The sequence below is a fragment of the Stenotrophomonas genospecies 3 genome, assembly GCF_054473855.1.
The window spans coordinates 69,378-86,799 of the sequence record NZ_JBTMUR010000011.1 but is presented as its reverse complement, the minus strand read 5'-3'; the positions used below and the strand labels follow the sequence as shown (position 1 = coordinate 86,799).

General features: G+C 56.9%; 15 protein-coding genes. 8 read left to right on the top strand and 7 right to left on the bottom strand.

The window, feature by feature from the left end:
* Positions 1–12 precede the first annotated feature (12 nt).
* Complete coding sequence (locus ACX9OT_RS15620; RefSeq protein ID WP_149909043.1) at positions 13–930, bottom strand: ATP-binding protein; 918 nt, start codon at positions 928–930, stop codon at positions 13–15.
* A 385-nt stretch (positions 931–1,315) separates the two neighbouring features.
* Between ACX9OT_RS15620 and ACX9OT_RS15615 the strand changes: the two genes are divergently transcribed.
* The 8 genes from ACX9OT_RS15615 (at position 1,316) to ACX9OT_RS15580 (ending at position 7,732) form a co-directional block, all read left to right on the top strand.
* The gene (locus tag ACX9OT_RS15615) at positions 1,316–1,531 is read left to right on the top strand and encodes a hypothetical protein (protein WP_149909044.1); all 216 of its coding nucleotides are present in this window, start codon (positions 1,316–1,318) and stop codon (positions 1,529–1,531) included.
* 91 nt (positions 1,532–1,622) lie between these two features.
* The gene (locus ACX9OT_RS15610) at positions 1,623–2,048 is read left to right on the top strand and encodes an energy transducer TonB (RefSeq protein ID WP_149909045.1); all 426 of its coding nucleotides are present in this window, start codon (positions 1,623–1,625) and stop codon (positions 2,046–2,048) included.
* Positions 2,049–2,500: 452 nt separating this feature from the next.
* The gene (locus tag ACX9OT_RS15605) at positions 2,501–2,869 is read left to right on the top strand and encodes a hypothetical protein (RefSeq protein ID WP_149909046.1); all 369 of its coding nucleotides are present in this window, start codon (positions 2,501–2,503) and stop codon (positions 2,867–2,869) included.
* Positions 2,870–3,396: 527 nt separating this feature from the next.
* Positions 3,397–4,017, top strand: a complete 621-nt coding sequence (locus ACX9OT_RS15600) for a hypothetical protein (protein WP_459002815.1) — start codon at positions 3,397–3,399, stop codon at positions 4,015–4,017.
* Complete coding sequence (locus ACX9OT_RS15595; RefSeq protein ID WP_459002813.1) at positions 4,018–4,491, top strand: hypothetical protein; 474 nt, start codon at positions 4,018–4,020, stop codon at positions 4,489–4,491.
* A gap of 200 nt (positions 4,492–4,691) precedes the next feature.
* Positions 4,692–5,942, top strand: coding sequence for a DNA (cytosine-5-)-methyltransferase (gene dcm, locus ACX9OT_RS15590; RefSeq protein ID WP_149909048.1), 1,251 nt, complete (start codon positions 4,692–4,694; stop codon positions 5,940–5,942).
* A gap of 2 nt (positions 5,943–5,944) precedes the next feature.
* Entirely contained in the window at positions 5,945–6,376 is a 432-nt protein-coding gene (locus ACX9OT_RS15585; RefSeq protein WP_149909049.1) for a very short patch repair endonuclease, read from the top strand.
* An 18-nt stretch (positions 6,377–6,394) separates the two neighbouring features.
* Positions 6,395–7,732 carry a type II restriction endonuclease gene (locus ACX9OT_RS15580; RefSeq protein WP_149909050.1) on the top strand — a complete coding sequence of 446 codons (1,338 nt, stop codon included), beginning with the start codon at positions 6,395–6,397 and terminating at the stop codon, positions 7,730–7,732.
* 193 nt (positions 7,733–7,925) lie between these two features.
* Here the strand turns inward: ACX9OT_RS15580 and ACX9OT_RS15575 are convergent, their stop codons facing one another.
* The 6 genes from ACX9OT_RS15575 to aceE all read right to left on the bottom strand — a co-directional run bounded on the left by ACX9OT_RS15575 (position 7,926) and on the right by aceE (position 17,242).
* Complete coding sequence (locus ACX9OT_RS15575; RefSeq protein ID WP_149909051.1) at positions 7,926–8,660, bottom strand: DUF6339 family protein; 735 nt, start codon at positions 8,658–8,660, stop codon at positions 7,926–7,928.
* Positions 8,657–9,502 carry a hypothetical protein gene (locus ACX9OT_RS15570; RefSeq protein WP_149909052.1) on the bottom strand — a complete coding sequence of 282 codons (846 nt, stop codon included), beginning with the start codon at positions 9,500–9,502 and terminating at the stop codon, positions 8,657–8,659. The genes ACX9OT_RS15575 and ACX9OT_RS15570 overlap by 4 nt, the downstream gene beginning before the upstream one ends.
* A complete protein-coding gene (locus ACX9OT_RS15565; RefSeq protein ID WP_149909053.1) occupies positions 9,499–11,373 on the bottom strand; it encodes a hypothetical protein in 1,875 nt (624 codons plus the stop codon). The genes ACX9OT_RS15570 and ACX9OT_RS15565 overlap by 4 nt, the downstream gene beginning before the upstream one ends.
* Positions 11,374–11,424: 51 nt before the next feature.
* Complete coding sequence (locus ACX9OT_RS15560) at positions 11,425–13,656, bottom strand: DEAD/DEAH box helicase (RefSeq protein ID WP_149909054.1); 2,232 nt, start codon at positions 13,654–13,656, stop codon at positions 11,425–11,427.
* 40 nt (positions 13,657–13,696) lie between these two features.
* Positions 13,697–14,266 (bottom strand): hypothetical protein, encoded by a 570-nt coding sequence (locus tag ACX9OT_RS15555; RefSeq protein WP_149909055.1) that lies wholly within the window; start codon positions 14,264–14,266, stop codon positions 13,697–13,699.
* Positions 14,267–14,554: 288 nt separating this feature from the next.
* Complete coding sequence (aceE, locus tag ACX9OT_RS15550; protein ID WP_012478970.1) at positions 14,555–17,242, bottom strand: pyruvate dehydrogenase (acetyl-transferring), homodimeric type; 2,688 nt, start codon at positions 17,240–17,242, stop codon at positions 14,555–14,557.
* Positions 17,243–17,422: the final 180 nt, after the last annotated feature.

Sequence of the window (17,422 nt, the reverse complement as noted above, 5' to 3'; positions counted from 1 at the left end):
GGAAGGGCGTGCTTACACGCCGAGAAGATCGCGGGCCGCCTGCGCGGCGGCAGGTAAAGACGCATTGCGCCCTACCTGCTGCTGTGCGCGCTGCACGTCACTGATGGCCTGTTGCAGGTGCGGCCAGCCCAGCTTCGCCAGAGCGGGGTGGCTGTCTGCATCCAGCAGCGCTTTGGGCAGCGCCAAGCGCAGGCAGGTGCGGATGTCGCGCCCTGAAAGACCATGCGAAGCCTCGGCGGCCTGGCCCAGCAGAGCCGCCCGTTCGTCAGCCAGCGGAATACCGGGCACCAGCATGCGGTCCCAGAGCGCATGGCGGGCGAGCCTGTCAGGCAGATCGAAGTGGATGTGATAGCTGATACGGCTGCGGAAGGCCTCGTCGTAGTTGCGCGCGAAGTTGCTGGCGAACACCACGATGCCTTCGAAGCGCTCCAGCTCGATCAGCAGGGTGGAACGCATCGCGTTGACTTCGTTGTCCACGCCTTGTGTCACGTTGGAAAGGCGGGCACCGAGCAGCGTATCGGCTTCGTCGAAGAACAGCAGCGAGGCACTGTCGTGGGCCATCCTGAAAGCGGCCTGGATGTTGCGCGCGGTTTCGCCCATGTAGCGGCTTTCCAGCTCGGCAATACCGATGTGGTGGAAGCCCAGCCCCAGCGTGCCGGCCAGAGCCTCGGCAGCCATGGTCTTGCCCGTGCCCGGCGGACCATGGAAGTTGATGACGCTGCTGCGGCCGAGCGGATCAACGGCCTCGAATCCCCATTCGCGGTAGATGGTGCGATGGTGGCGGATGCGGGCCAGGCACTCCTGCAGCTGTACGCGCGTCTGCGCGGCCAGGACTACGTCCTTCTCCAGCGAGAAGCGCGGTTGACGCACGGCCGGCAGCGCATGATCCGCCGGCACAGGCGGCGGTGTGCGGTGACCAGCCCGGCTCATACCCGGACCTTCCAGCGGTGACATCCCGTCATCAACATCTTCCCGTGTCCTGCTGGCCGGCAACAGCGCCGGCCCAGAGCGTGCGACAACCCTGCGACAATGCACGTCGCAGGGCGAACCTGAGGTCGGTATCGGCAGCCCCACGAGGGACTTGAGCCCATTTGGAATGGCCGTACCTGGATGAGGCTACGAGCTACTGCCAGCGCGCTGAGGACGATCAGGACCGCGTCAGGCGTGACACGCTTCGAGGGGTAAACGATGGCATTGTTCTACCGCCGGGAGCATTGGTGGGCAATCAGAAAGCTATGAAATGTGGAGAAACGGCGCGGCTGCATCCCATCCTGTGAGATGCACCACAACCATCCTTCCCCTCCCCCGCTGGAGGATGGCCGTGACCAGAATCGACCCCGCATGGCTGGAAGCCTTCGAGAAGGAACTTCTCCACCTGTTCGCCATCGACCATAACGATGCCGGCATGGATGAGTACCTGCTGGGCTGCTACGCAGACCTGCCGCCGCGCGAGGCTGCACTGGCGTTCGGCAGCGACTACGACCTGGAGCGCGACGATGTGCTTTGGCCACGGCCGGGCGTGCCTATGTAATTCACGCAGCAGTCCTCCAGGCCGGCATTCAAGGCAAGCGATGACAATGGATGGCCGCTAAGCTGGCAACGCACCGGAATGGAAACCACGCATGCTCCGTTTCAACACCGCCCTGACACTGAACCTCGTTCTGATGCTGCTGGGCGCTACACCTGCAATGGCCATGGCGGCAGACCTGCAGGTTTCCACTGAAGTGTTCGTAGAGGCCGGTGACAACCCCACCTTCAAGCTGCAGCAGGCGCCCGCCGTTGTGTATTCAAAGGCCCTCGCCACGCCGCCCGATACCTTCCTGCAGGCCCCCATGGCGGTGCTGTTGATTGCTCAGCTGGATGAGTTGGGCCACGTTTTCAACGTGATGGTGGCGCGGTCCAGCGGACTGCGGGAGCTTGATCGTGCGGCCCTCACCGCAGTGGACCAATGGCGCTTTGATCCGGTCGTGGTTCAGGGCGTCGCGCGGCATGCACGGGTACGGGTCCGTCTGGCCTTCGTGCCCACGGCCGAGGCGTCGCCCGGCTGAACTGCTGCTCCAATCTGTCGCAATTGGTCCTAAGCCATGGCCCCGGCTGCGGGCTTTCCTGCGCTTGGAGCCAATAGCGGCAGGCCCTTCAAGACCGTTGCAGCGCAATCGCTTGCCGGCTTAACACCGTGTGCGACAATGCCGAAAGCGTCAGGACTGGCGATCGCCGGTTCTGCAGTTTCTTGGCATTTGGCAGTTGCGCGGGTATCTCTTGGCGTGCCACCGGAAAAGGGTGGCGCGGGACTCGAAAACCCGTGTTTATGCCAGCTGTATGCGCTTGCCAGCCGACGTCACCTTTTATGTGGCGTCGGCTGGCAATCCGTTCGCGTTCCATGGCGGGCGGTGCGTGGGGGTCTTCGGACCCGCCGGTCTGGCATTTACCGGTTTTCGAGCCCGCACCGTCCGCCACCTTTATTGGTGGCGCTGCTATCTGTCCTGTACGGAGCATTGCCATGAACACATCGGACTTCCGTTCCCTGCACGCGCAGTACGATCCGGACAACGCCGAACCCGAGCGCGAACCGCCTGTCGATCCCAACGCCTTCGTCGCCACGCTGCACCGCATCGGAACCGGTGCGGCTGCGGATGGCCAGCCTTGGCCAGAGCGGCATCAATTGCCTGGGCGGTGTCTTCAGCTAGCGGACGCGGATTGCGCGCTAGCCGGGCTGCGCGTGGTGGCGGAGCTGATGTTGGCCGCGGAGCGGACTCGGCAGAATGGCGCGCCTGAGGAGTACCTGGGGGATCGGGTTATGGAAGGGTTGAAGATGGCGTGTGTGGCGTTGACTGCGCAGGCCAGTGCTTGCCTGCAGGTGCGCGGGTAGAACCTGCATTGTGGTTTATGTGCGCTGCGGCTGTGCTGACGCAGCGCCGTCCATGAGGTTGCCGCCCGTAGTTGTCACCACCACGCTCATGGTGATGGGCGTAGTTCAGACTTATGCGGAAGGAGGCTGAGGCGTTTGCGAAAGCGCGTAGGCCAAGGGTTGGTGGAGAGTTCAGGGGTGTGAGTGAGTGGTACTTGAGCTGCGGGCGGATGGGAGGCCGGTGATGCTGGTGGACAATCCTTCGATGCAGCTAGTGGTTGCGCTTGCCGAGGATTCCCGGGAGCGCGCTCCAGATCTAACGGATCTGAAACAGCAATGGCGGCTGCGGACGCACCCGGACTGGCGTGGAGGCCAGAACTTCAGGCCACTCTGATGTTGCCGGTCGGACAAACAAGCTGCCTCCAGGCGGCCCCAACCCTCCGGTGACTGCGAGCGAAGCACCTTCGTCCCTTCCATAGACCGAGCAAAGCGCCATATACGACAGCTTCTGGCGCTATCCTGTCGAAAAGTGACAGGTACGTCGAAGCATGATGGACGAAACTCCTTGGGGCCCCTTCAATTCGCTGGATCGCACTGATCGCGATCTAGCACACGAAATCCTGAAGTGGGACAAACACCAGGTTCTCGAGGGTATGGTCGTTGAACACGCCTTCGATCAGATGCTCGAACATGCGGCGAGTGAGTCGAATGGTGATCTGCAACTTCTGGACCTGGAAACGTTCGTTGTTAGATCCCCCGAGGCCGAATCTCCTCCAGTTGCTTTTGTGTGGCTCCGGGGCAATCAGCCTGGGCAACGACGTTATCTTGACGCTCTCGCAAGAGTTTTCACGGTGTATCACCTCGAGCTGATCAACGATGACTTTCATGCCAGTCGATGGGATTCGAAACACTTGACGCCAAGACGGCCTCTGGCGGATCTGGTTCGGGAGATCGGACGAACGCCGAGTTACCAGGCCGTCGCACGGGACGTCAAGAATGAGATGCGCCAGAACACTGCCATCTGGGGATTCCTCGCCGAGGCGCTGAGCACTGAACAGATCTGGGCGCAGTTGGTGATTCCGCGGCTTCTTGTGAATTTCCTGCTGCAGCCATTCTTCATCGGAACGTGGAACCTGGACAGGATCTGTCTGTTCCGGGAGGAACTGTAGATGCTCGAACTCAAGCACAAGTTCCCTATGGGGTCAGGCGACAACTTCGGGTTGAACGACGGCGAGCTGCGCATGATGAAGTTCATGTCCGATGCCGGCCTGAGGCCAGCGCACATGATTATTGTCAAACCCGTCCGAGACATCACCGTCAAACCCATGTATCTCTTCAATAACAGGCAGTTGCGCGAGCGTGCTGCCGTCATTGGGGTTGAATTGACACGTCAGAAGATCGATCTGATCGAACGGAACCCCCTGCGGAAGTCCGCCAAGCACACGACCATCACCGGTGCCGGAACCGTTGGTTTCCGGGAGCTGCCGGTATCGATCTTTTCCAGACTTGGCACCTATGGTCAGGAGGGTCGGAAGATTTCACCGGAGATCCTGAAGCTCCTGACGGGAGACAGGCTCGAGGATGCATCGGGCAGGTGGTTGGCAGACCTGGCCCAGATAGCGCCGACTGCTCCTCTGGAATGATCGATCTCAGCTGCTGAGATCGATCCTGTGGAAGATGCCCCCGGCTTCTCAAGCGGACATGCGCTTCGGGCTGAACTGACGAGGCTCCTACCCTTGCTTGAAGGCGTTGCCCCGACAGCGCGCCGAGGCAAGTCCTGATTACCCCACTTCACCCACGGGAAGAAATTGGACATACTGTCCCCCGAATTCCCGGAGCACCCATGAACGCGTACGAACTGATCGACCTCTCCCTGCAACGCTTCAGCCCCAAGGAGGTCGCCCAGGCGTTGGGAGTTGATCCGAAGACGGTCCGCCGCTGGCAGCTGCGTGAGACCGAACCCAAGCCCTACATCGCCGATGCGATCCGACAGCGCTTGCTTCCCTTCGGCGAGCCGCCGTCTGGCGATGGCGAGTTCCGCTTCATCGACCTTTTCGCCGGCATCGGCGGGATCCGTACTGCATTTGAGAAGCTTGGCGGCCGTTGCGTATTCACCAGCGAGTGGGACCCGTACGCAGTCAAGACCTACAAGGCCAACTTCCACGACGGTCCTGATCACGTCTTCGCCTCGGACATCACCAAGGTCCATGAGAACGACGTGCCGGATCACGACGTGCTGCTGGCGGGGTTCCCCTGCCAGCCATTCTCCATCGCGGGCGTGTCCAAGAAGAACTCCCTCGGCCGTCCCCACGGGTTCTCAGACAAGACCCAAGGCACGCTGTTCTTCGACGTGGCGCGCATCATTGACGCCAAGCGTCCTCGCGCTTTCCTTCTGGAGAACGTGAAGAATCTGATGAGCCACGACAAGGGCCGCACGTTCTCGACCATCATGGACGTGCTGAAGAACGAGCTGGGCTACCACGTGCAAGCCAAGGTTATCAACGGCAAGCACTTCGGCCCTCAGCATCGCGAGCGAATCATCATCGTAGGCTTCCGCGAAGAGACCGCATTCACTTTCGACGACCTCGAACTGCCTGACTTTGGTATTTCGCCCCGTATGGCCTCCGTTCTGCACAAGCAGGATGGTAGTGAGGGGGAGGATCAGCCCTACATCGGTGGTGCAAAGGGCAAGGTACTGGACAAGTACACGCTGTCGGACAAGCTCTGGGAGTACCTGCAGAACTATGCGACCAAGCACCGGGACAAGGGCAACGGTTTCGGCTTCGGCCTGGTGACCCCTGAAAGCACCTGCCGTACGCTCTCCGCGCGCTACTACAAGGATGGTTCGGAGATCCTCATTTCCCAAGGGCCGAAGAAGAACCCGCGCCGACTGACGCCGCGCGAGTGCGCCCGTCTGATGGGCTTTGATGACAACTTCCGCATTCCAGTTTCAGATACCCGTGCCTACAAGCAGTTCGGAAACTCAGTGGTTGTGCCGGTGGTCGCTGAAGTCGCCCGCATCATGGTTCCTCACCTGCTCCAGAAGGCTGATTCGGAGCCGGCAAAGCCGGCTAAGAAGAAGGCCAAGGCCTGACCTTGGTCGACAGCCTTACCCCGGAGCAGCGGTCCGCGCAGATGTCGCGGATCCGTGGTTCGAACACCAAACTGGAGGTCCTTGTCCGCAAGGGCCTTCATGCGCGGGGACTGAGGTATCGGCTTGGTGGCGCGAAGCTGCCTGGCAGGCCGGACATCGTGCTGCCGAAGTATCGGACCGTGGTGTTCGTACATGGATGTTTCTGGCATGGGCATGATTGCCCGCTCTATCGGCTGCCGAAGACGCGCCCGGAGTTCTGGGCCGATAAGATTGGCAAGAACAGGATCCGGGATCTGCGCGTTACCGCCCAGCTTGAAGCCATGGGCTGGCGGGTGCTGACCGTATGGGAGTGCTCCCTGCGCGGCAAGACGGCCCTTGAGCAGGCTTCATTTCTGGATCACTTGGCCGAAATCCTACGGCAGGCTTCCCACTGAAGGAGAACGGGAGTGGAGATGGATTTTCTGGAACGGAACTCAGACCAATGGTCGCTGATAGAGTCATTTGTCAGTCGCAGCGACAAGCTCTTCCTGAAGAAGCTGTCGTTCAATGATGCATCGTGGGCAAATGAGGGTGGAGGTCATCAGTCAGGCTTCTACGTACCTCGCGACATCCGCGAGTCCGGTTTTTTTCCAGAGCTTCATGCCCGGAAAGACAAGCCTCATATCCTTGAGGCCAACTGCCCATCCTTCTGGCCCCAAACCGGGGAAGTAAGGACTGATTCCGGGATCAAGTACTTCAGCAACAAGCGTTCTGAATGCCACTTCACGAGAATTCCTGCAGAGCTCTTTGCTGATCTGAATCCCGCATCCTGGCTGTTGGGCGGGTCGCTCTTGCAGGCAGAAGAGATCGCACATCACTGGTTCATGGTGATCGACTCAGCTTCTACGGAAGCGGAGTTGCTTGAGAGTCGCTTGGATATCCAATCGACCTTCCACTTCGAGCTCTTCAGTCCATCGAAGTTCAAGCGGGCGGCGGCCATCGATTCCGACGAGGCTGCCGAACTGATCGACGAAATCGATGCCGCACTTCGTACTGGCTCCATCGAGGCACTCGCTGCCAAGTACTCCAGAATGCCGGATCCGGACGTACTGGCTGACGAGGCGAGAGCGGACTTTCTTGGATCAGTGAGATCGCGGACGTTCAATCCATGGGAAATCAAGAAGCCTGGTGACGCTCTCATGCGCGTGAGCAGGGATATCGAGTTTGCAATCTACCGTAAGCACGAGCTTCGCATGAGGGCTGTCGAGGTCTCCAAAGTCCTGGCTGAGCATGATCGAACTGCCACGGCCGCTGTGCGCGGGTTTGCGTCGTTGAATGCTCTTTTCCTATCCGCAAGCCAACAGAGAAAGAGCCGCGCCGGCAAGTCGTTCGAGTCGCATCTGGCAGCCATGTTGAAGGCTGGCGGAGTGAGATTCGAGGCACAGGCAATTCTTGGTCAGCGACGTCCAGACTTCGTCCTACCTGACCAGGCAACGGTAGCCTTGGACACACAACGGCGATATGAAGACGCGGCTATTCTTTCGGCCAAGACGACTCTGCGCGAGCGCTGGAAGCAGATCACGCATGAACGCTTCAACTGTGCAATTTTCCTCGCGACGGTCGATGACCGGGTATCAAAGGAAGCGCTTGCAGATCTGCGAAAGGCAGAGATTACGCTGGTAGTTCCCGAGTCGCTGAAGACGAAGAACAATGAGTCTCTCTACTACAACGACGCAAACGTGATTTCCTTTCGGGAGTTCTTCGACGAAGAACTGGAGCGCAAGCGAAAAGCACTAGTTCTAAGGTCTTGATCTCTCCAGCAGTGCTCTGCGGGTGCAAGTAAAAGCTCATCACTCCAATTCGGTACCTTGGCATGCAGTGGCAAGGGTGCATGGAGGCAGCCATTGCCCCCTGATTTAGATCACGCGAGTGGCTGTTATGCACTAGACCTGCACCTCACCAGTCCAAGCGCGAGCACCCTCCAAAGCGCACGAAAAAGCCCTACTAGCGCGCACTGGCTAGCTCCGCGTCCTTGAGGCACTGCCTAATAGAGTCTCGGACAGCACCCTCAGGCAAATCTTCAAGAACAATTCCCCCGAATCGCCTATTCACATGCTTCATGAAGGTCGCGATCGCCTTGTCGTTCTCGCTGATCCAAGCGCTCCCTTCAATCTCTCTCAAAAGCGGGCCGATCAGAGCAACTCTAAACGCACTATCGGCCCGATCGATTACTTGCTTTCTGATATTCGCTCTTTTCAGAAGCACAGAGAGGCCACGCCTAAGATCGGAGGGGAAAGCAAGCGACGCCACATGACCATTCCACCAAAGTCTACCAATAGAGTTGTCATCCCGGCAGCCAACAACTCCTGAAGCGAAGAAGTGCTTCGAAACCGCCGCCTCGCTAAGACCTGCTGACGTCATCCACCGTTTCTTCGCGTAGTCAAAAAGTTCAACGTGACACAGGCGGACCCAGATCCTCTCATCCCTTGCTATGGCAGGAGTCATTCCACTAAGAGCAGAGTAGACCACGTAGGAGTTTTCAACTTCTGACGCCTCATTATCATCAGGAGAGAGATAAACTGGAATGCTGTCATCCCAAGAAACACCAGGAACTTCAATATTCCATCCTGCCGCTGAGCTTTCGTTTGAGAATCCACGCTGCCGGTACAGATCCATACTGGTGGAGACGGCTGAAGCCAAGGATTCAACCACTTCCGCTGAAACCATTGTGATATTCATGAAAGGAACGCCTCCTCGGCACTTTCGCCAAAGCCGACATTAAGCAAAGGCTTGTTTAGAATAAGCTGTGCCAAGGACATTTTGCATCCACCTTCTAATTCACGACCCAACGACTCGACAGTTGCGTAAAGGGCGACACACCATCTGTATCCGAACAATTCAAGCTTACGAAGATCCGCCTCATGAAGAAGGTGCATAATGATCTGAGAATAGAATAGGTTCTGTATGCTACCAGCACCAGTAATAGCTCCGCTTCGTACAGAATTAATTACGCTGAAAGTCGCCTCAGACACGTCGATAGTCACTTTATCAGAATTCAGGTCAATATCGAACAGGCCATCCTCTACATGAGATGCAACCCTCAGTTCAAACAGAGACTCGATCGAAGGCAACGGAGGGCGAGAGACATCAACAAGGTACTCCTCTGCGAGCGCCAGAATAGTGCCGGCGCCCAGTGCATCGACATTATCGAACTCAACTCGCCTGCCCCGGGGCGAATAGTCCAAGATATTGGAAACTAACCAGATCATCGGTCTAAATTGAACACGCCCCAGCAAGGCGCCAGGAGCGAACTCATGAAGACCTCGGGGAAATCCCAGTTTGATGACCTTTCGATACCCTGTGTCCGTGCATCGCACGAGAATGCCGAAATTTGCGGCGCCAGAATCAATAAGCGTTCTGATGTCCGGCTGGTCCATCACCACCTGACAGTCAATAAAGAGACTGTTGGTAGATTCATCTTCGGCAGTTCTAAGCTCAACATCGAACCTGTATCCGGCTATGTCACGCAGCCAAGGCGCCAACACCGGGTGTTGAAAACTAGTAGATTCTGAAATCTTCATTCACTTGCCTCCGCGCCAGCTTCAGTGCCACCAGCGGCTGGGTAAGCTTGAACTTCGACACCTCCAAAGTATGGCTCATCGATCTCGACATCTATCGAAACACGCTCACCTGCGTTAAGGTTGACGATGATCGCCCCACTCTCGATGGTTCCCTGCGAGCTGGATGTAACTTCCAAAGGCTCTAATCCATACAGGCCTGAGACATGAAGCGAGATCTTCGCCATCCCTGCTGCCAAGCTTGTGAAATGCAATCGCCTTGCGCGGGAGCCCCGCTTTGTATCCATCGTAAATAAGACATCTTCAAGAGGGACTGCACCGCGGCTACCTAGGCCTGGCCCCTTTCCCTTGTTCGACTGACGTCCGCCCAACTTGGCACGATCCCCGCCGCCTTTTTGAATGGACTTACCATTGGCTCCGATCCCTGGCTGCGGCTCTCTACTGATGGACTTCCTGGCTTCGGAATACTTCAGCGTCAGAGGATCAGGTTCGTCAGAGGCCTCGACTTTCGAAGACCCTGCCCCACCGTTGTGCGCCAGCACTTCGGAAAGATCGTCAAGCTGTAGCGTTCCACCTTCATCGACCTTGGCAATTTCCTTCAAGAGCGCTCGAATCTTTTCTACCACTCGCTTTATTGCGAGACGGATCTGGTCACGTTTCGTCTCGTCAACTATGCGTTCAGGCTCAAATGCATCGTGCGCTGGATTCTCGAGTGACTTGAGAATTCGGCTCGCGTTCTCACCGCGTTCATCTGGGGAAGGGCAAAGAGTTGCGATAAAATCCGAAGTCCCATTGAAACTGGCCATCGGCTGAGCGAACTTCTTGAAGTTGTTCGTTATATAAATTCCATTTCTTATGATGTGTACAGACTTCGGCATGCCCTGCCGAGGGAGTACTCGAAGAATGAATGAACCCAGGAAGGCGTCGTCAATGCGTCGCTCTACCGAAGTGTCTGATCGCAAGTTGACGAGCAGATTTCGCGCAACCATGAGCTGAGGCTTCAAGTCGAAGGTGATGGCGGAGGATTCCAGCTCCGGTGAGAAAATATGCGAATCCAGCGTCGATTTTGTGATCAGAGTGTTGTTTACATTAAACTCAACTGTGCCTGCGTCAATCGCGCTCACAAAGTTGCAAAGAACAGCAAGCTTTACACGATCCTCCCATCCGCTCTCTTGCCTGAAGCCAACTGAGAAGATCGAAGTTCCTACGACGGTCCTCCTCATCCAGCCCGGCACTTCTAGCGGATCAGATATCGCACTGAAGTCCTTCCCGCCCCAGAAGCCTTCGGCGCCATAGAATTCGCCATTGCGCTCGTGGGAGATAGTGCGCAATCTTCCCTGTACCGCAGAAATCTGGCTTCCGTTATCATCAAAAGCTGTCGAGTAGATAACGCACTGAAGCGATGAGACCGCAATTGCTGCGTTCTTACCGATCCCATACGATCCGGCGGAAGTAGGATCAAGTTTATTCGTTACCCCATCACCTTTGACAAGTACATTGAATACAGAGTGCATGTCGCTAAGAGGCCCGGTTAACCCCGTTGTATTGCTGTCCGAAATCTCTAGAATTTTCCAAACATCTTCGGAAACGATCTTTTTAGCCGATTCAAAATGCTGCTGTGTACGCTCATCTGTATTCTCACGAAGACATGCGTCGACCACCTCTGCCAGCTCGTCAGCAAAGGGAACGTCCTCTCGTTTGACGTCATGAAGGAAAATTTCGATCTTGACCGGACCGCTCCCCAGTCTGGCGTCCATGCTGTTCTGCCCAGTCTCGCGAACGCAGCTCGCATATGGGCTTCCCTTGAAGGTCTCCAACCCAGAGTACCCAAGCCCTTCAACCTTCTTCGCTTGATTTTTCAAAAATTCGATCATATCCGCCTTTGCGACCAGCCCTGAATAAGTAAGAGTTATTCGAAAACCTGTTCATATATACCAATCGACCGCATCGCGAATCACCTGACGAGCACGCCTGACTTCAGGCTTGAAGGTGATCCCAGCCTCATCGATTCGCTTTACCAACAACTTCAGCTCATCCACTATTTCAGGCTGGAATCCATATCGCATCAACAAGATAGAGACATGATCGTTTGTTCCGAACCTAAACATCTCAATTAACTTGAGCGCACGGCGATCACCTTTCTTTTCATAGAAAATTTCTGCTGCAGCCGAGAATGTGTCTACCAGGCAGAACGACACTACTTTGTCCAAGTAGTCATAGGTATCGAACACAATCGTATCGTAGGGAAGCTTTTCCTTTGACCCTTTAAATACCGGAAAGGGCTTCTCCATCTCCACATTTGGCAAAGTCGCAGCCATCTGCGAGAACTGCGCATCGGTTCGATCAAGTTCATCACGACGACTGATCCTAGAGAATCTTGTGCCGGCAATCTCCTTGAAAGATCGTCCAGCAAATACCTGAGATAGAATCGATATCGCCTCATGAAATACTGCGGATTCGCCTGCTTTGAGCGGGCGACCTAGATAGATCTCGTAGATGATTCTGAGATCCGTCTTGAGGCCCTCGCGTGCTCGCCTTCCAGCGATGCCTCGCAGGTGCTCAAGACCACTGACGCCGCTGGGATAGATGGTATCGAGCACGCTTGCCAGCGCCACTAATGCGCTATCAGATTCCAGCCTGCACTTCCTGCTTTCAGGCATGTGCATCTCATCGTCATACGTTTCGTCCTTAACCGCCTTTACAATTTCCCAATCATCCGAGGATACATCTGCTTCGTCCGCGTCCAGCACCGAGACAGGGGACAGCTCATATGTGTCCAGCAGTCGTTCGCTTAGCAAGATCGGTCTTTTCGTATAGACGTAGCCGTAGTCAAACTTTTTTTCTCGCGTAAGCCTTCCCGCGCGTCCAATAAGATTCTTGAATGACAACGATCTCTTCTCCGAGGTCGCATCAGAAAGTCGCATGGTTTCAAGCCACACGACATCGAAGGGCATATTTATCCCTTGCGCGAGCGTACTCGTGGCAAAGCATATCCTGGCGTACTTCAATCTAATGAATTTCTCTATCAGAAACCTGACTTCCAGGGGAACTGACCCATGGTGAATCACAACGCCAATTTTCATCAGCTCTACCATGCTCGACCGTTGACCGCCACCATCAGCGCCAATCAGGCGCCTGACATCTTCGATGATCGCTTTGGCCTTTGGATCAGTTAAAGGCGTGAAATTCCTTATCGTGGCACGAAAGCTGTCGAGGAACGTCCCGTTATAAATCGAGGCCTTCGAAACATAAGCGAGCAAGGTCCTCTTCGAATCAAGAGCAAACTCTGCGAAGTCACCATTAAACTTCACAGCATTCTTTTGCAGGTAACCCTTTTCCTCAAATGGAGAGAAGTAGTAGTCGCACCCATTATCATGCCGATATACAAATACCTTACCCACAGCCCCCTGACTGTAGGCCCTTGAATATGATGATTCCGTGGAAATTCCATGCTTATTCAACTGCGCGGATGGATTTTCAACAAAGGGATGCGCAAACACCAGTTTTGCAGCTGGAAACTCCCTGACAACCCTTCGGACCAAGATGTCAAAAACAACACCGCGTCCCTCTTCCTCTGAAACATGCGCCTCATCGAAGAAGAACAGATTTACGTCCAAGCTTTTCTTTAGCGAGGCGATCTGTCGTGCCCGCTCAGGAGTGAGTATGAACACCCTTCGTCGGACACGATCAGTGAAAACTCTGTCTACAAACGGCATGATCATAACGTCCCGCCGATCTGCGAATTGCGCCCTTAAAGAAGATACGTACTCCGCTATCAGTGCCCTAGAAGGTACAACAATGACCGCATCCCCCTTGGTCTCGATCAAGTAGTCGCGTATTGCATATGACTTGCCCGCACTCGTTGGCGCTGATATCGAGATGTACTGATTGGCGATTATTGCGTTACGGACGCTAGCCTGAACAGGCGTGAGGATGTCCCCTGAGGCTGTCGTGTTTGCGCCGCCGATGGACTTCATAATTAGAGAATAGATGGATTCCGCATCCCCAACCTTGTAGAACAACCCCATTGCGGAAATAAGGTATTCCTCACTCTCCGCAAAGCTGTCGGGGCTGAACTCCTTGTACAGACTAATCTGCTGCAGAAGCTCATTTGAGTCGGGTCCATTTCTGTGAATATAATCAATTATTTCATCCATCTTTAGTTTCGGATTATTATCCACATAGACGGCCCGGAGACTATTTAGCATCATATGCCACCCCGACAAGAAGCACCTGCTCGACCTTATGGGATATTGCAAGTTTCTTCGCCGCGCTAGCGGCATTGCCAAGAATTACCCCATGGTCGATCCCATTTAGAGAGAACGCGGCAACAACTCCATATTCATCCAAGTCAAGCCGACCCATTGACGCTGGTGAACAGAGCGTGCCCAAGTAGTGCACGTCCATCAGGTGTTTCTTGCTTTTCAGAAAGCGGGAAATTTGAGCTATGGCTACTCCATGGGGACTAGAGGATCCGGAGTACTTCGCCTCTCCAAAATTCACAAGCTCCATTGGACAGACCGTATGAAAGTCAAATCCTTCGTTGTTTCTTTTCTTTGGCTTCCACAGCTCGGAAATAGGAAGTGCCACGTGCCCGTAAATGGTCGACAACGCTCTTGACGAACCCGTCGAAACCATTATTTCGCCAAACTCCTCAGTTAATGATCCTGAGGTCGCTACGCTACTTATCAGAGAAACGAGTAGTGGCGTCGTTAATGAAACAGCCGCTTCGTATCCTTTTCGCGTCAAGCTATCGAGGTCGGCCATCCATGACTTATCAACCACGGCTGAAACGATAGATGTCGCCAAGGCTTCAACGTTTCCGACGCTTACTTGGCAAACTCGGAGGCTACCCTCTGCGAGATTGGAAACCTCCCAATACTCACACCCCCAATCGGGATCTGAAAGTACTTTCCCCGGAGCAGACATCCTAGTCCCCCTTCCAAAACAACACTGGCTGACGGTTGAAGTTTATACAAGACGTGACATCCGTCAACTTCGCAAAAAAAAAGGGCGGCCAATGGCCGCCCTTTCTCGCGTCAATTAATTGTCGAATCAAACCCCAACAGGATTAGCCTTCTCCGGATCAATCTTGTACTGCTTGATCGCCCGGGCCACATCCTTCGCGGTCATCTTCCCTTCCTTCGCCAGCGCCGCAATCGCGGCATGCGCGATGTAGTACCGGTCAACCTCGAAGAACCGGCGCAGGTTCGCACGCGTATCCGAACGACCAAACCCATCCGTACCCAGCACGGTGTACGACATCGGCACGAACGCACGGATCTGGTCCGCATACGCACGCACGTAGTCGGTGGCGGCAATCGCCGGGCCCTGGCGGCCTTCCAGCAGCTCGGTCACGTAGGCCTTGCGCTGCTCACCTTCCGGATGCAGGCGGTTGGCACGCTCCACGTCGAAACCATCGCGACGCAGTTCGTTGAAGCTCGGGCAGCTCCAGATATCGGCGGTCACGCCGAAGTCCTTGTCCAGCAGCTCGGCAGCGGCAATGGCTTCGCGCAGGATGGTGCCCGAACCCAGCAGCTGCACGCGCAGCTCGCCCTTCTTCGGCTTGCCGGCGTCGGTCAGCAGGTACATGCCCTTGACGATGCCTTCGGCCGCGCCTTCCGGCATTTCCGGGTGGGTGTAGTTCTCGTTCATCAGGGTGACGTAGTAATACTCGTCCACCTGGTCTTCCATCATGCGCTTGGTGCCGTGCTGCAGGATCACCGTCACTTCGAAGCCGAAGGTCGGGTCGTAGCTGCGCACGTTCGGGATGCCACCGGCCACCAGATGGCTGAAGCCATCTTCGTGCTGCAGGCCTTCACCGTTCAGCGTGGTGCGGCCGGCGGTGCCACCCAGCAGGAAGCCGCGGGTACGCATGTCGGCGGCCTGCCAGGCGATGTCGCCCACGCGCTGGAAGCCGAACATCGAGTAATAGATGTAGAACGGCAGCATCGGCACGTTGCTGACCGAGTAGCTGGTACCAGCGGCCATCCACGAGCTGATCGCACCCGGCTCGCTGATGCCCTGCTGCAGCACCTGGCCGCTCTGGTCTTCGCGGTAGAACATCAGCTGGTCCGCGTCCACCGGCTTGTACTTCTGGCCGAACGGCGCGTAGATGCCGATCTGGCGGAACAGACCTTCCATACCGAAGGTACGGGCTTCGTCGGCCACGATCGGCACGATGTGCGGGCCCAGTTCCTTGTCGCGCAGGGTGATGTTCAGGCTCTGCACGAAGGCCATGGTGGTGGAGTAGCTGCGCTCGCCGCTGCTCTTCAGCAGGCGCTCGTAGGCTTCCAGCTTCGGCGCCACGAAGGTCTTGTCGGCCTTGCGGCGGCGCTGCGGCAGGTAACCGCCCAGCGCGGCACGGCGTTCCTGCAGGTACTGCACTTCCGGCGAATCCGGGCCCGGGTGGTAGAACGGCACCTGGCCGTCGGCCAGCTGCGCGTCGGTCACCGGAATGTTGAAGCGGTCGCGGAAGTGGCGCACCGCTTCGTCGTCCAGCTTCTTGGTCTGGTGGGTCGGGTTCAGTGCCTCACCAGCGCTGCCCATGCCGTAACCCTTCACGGTCTTGGCCAGGATGACGGTCGGCATGCCCTTGGTGTTCACGGCCTGGTGGTAGGCGGCGTACACCTTGTGCGGGTCGTGGCCACCACGGTTCAGGCGCCAGATGTCGTCGTCGGAAAGGCCGGCGACCATCGCAGCGGTTTCCGGGTACTTGCCGAAGAAATGCTCGCGGGTATACGCGCCGCCGAAGGCCTTGCAGTTCTGGTATTCGCCGTCGACGGTTTCCATCATCAGCTTCTTCAGGACGCCATTGGTGTCCTTGGCCAGCAGGGCATCCCAGTAACCGCCCCACAGCAGCTTGATCACGTTCCAGCCGCCGCCACGGAACACGCCTTCCAGTTCCTGGATGATCTTGCCGTTGCCGCGCACCGGACCGTCCAGGCGCTGCAGGTTGCAGTTCACCACGAAGATCAGGTTGTCCAGGCCTTCACGGCCGGCCAGCGCGATGGCACCCAGGGTTTCCGGCTCGTCGCTCTCGCCGTCGCCGATGAAGCACCACACCTTGCGGTCGGACTTCTCGATCAGGCCACGGTTTTCCAGGTAGCGCATGAACTGCGCCTGGTAGATGGCGGCCAGCGGGCCCAGGCCCATCGACACGGTCGGGGTCTGCCAGTAGTCCGGCATCAGCCACGGGTGCGGGTACGAGGACAGGCCACCGCCGTCCACTTCCATGCGGAACTTGTCCAGCTGCTCTTCGCTGATGCGGCCTTCCAGGAAGGAACGCGCGTAGATGCCCGGGGCGCTGTGGCCCTGGATGAACAGCAGGTCGCCCGGGTGGTTCTCGCTCGGGGCGCGCCAGAAGTGGTTGAAGCCCACGTCGTACAGGGTGGCGCCGGAGGCGAACGAGGCGATGTGGCCGCCCAGGTCACCCGGCTTGCGGTTGGCGCGGACCACGGTGGCCATCGCGTTCCAGCGGATGATCGAACGGATGCGCCATTCCAGCTCGGCGTTGCCCGGGCTCTTGGCCTCGAACTGCGGTTCGATGGTATTGACGTATTCGGTGGTGGGAGAGAACGGCAGGTAGGCGCCCGAACGACGGGTCAGTTCCACCATGCCTTCCAGCAGCTGATGCGCGCGCTCGGAGCCCTCGACATCAATAACGGCCTTCAACGACTCGATCCACTCCTGGGTTTCCACAGGATTCGGGTCGTTGTTCAGCACCTCGTTCAACCAGTTCATTAGCGCTCCCATAACCGCACGCACGCGCGCGACTGTTGTATAGATTTCTAGACCGCAAAGTGTAGCGCACCAAGGGCTTTCGTCACTTGGCTACGCAGGCGTATGGATGCAACCGGCCAGTGTCCGCAAGGGGCTTGCCGGGCCCGTTGAAGGCCCTGCGGCGGGCATTGTTGGCTGCGC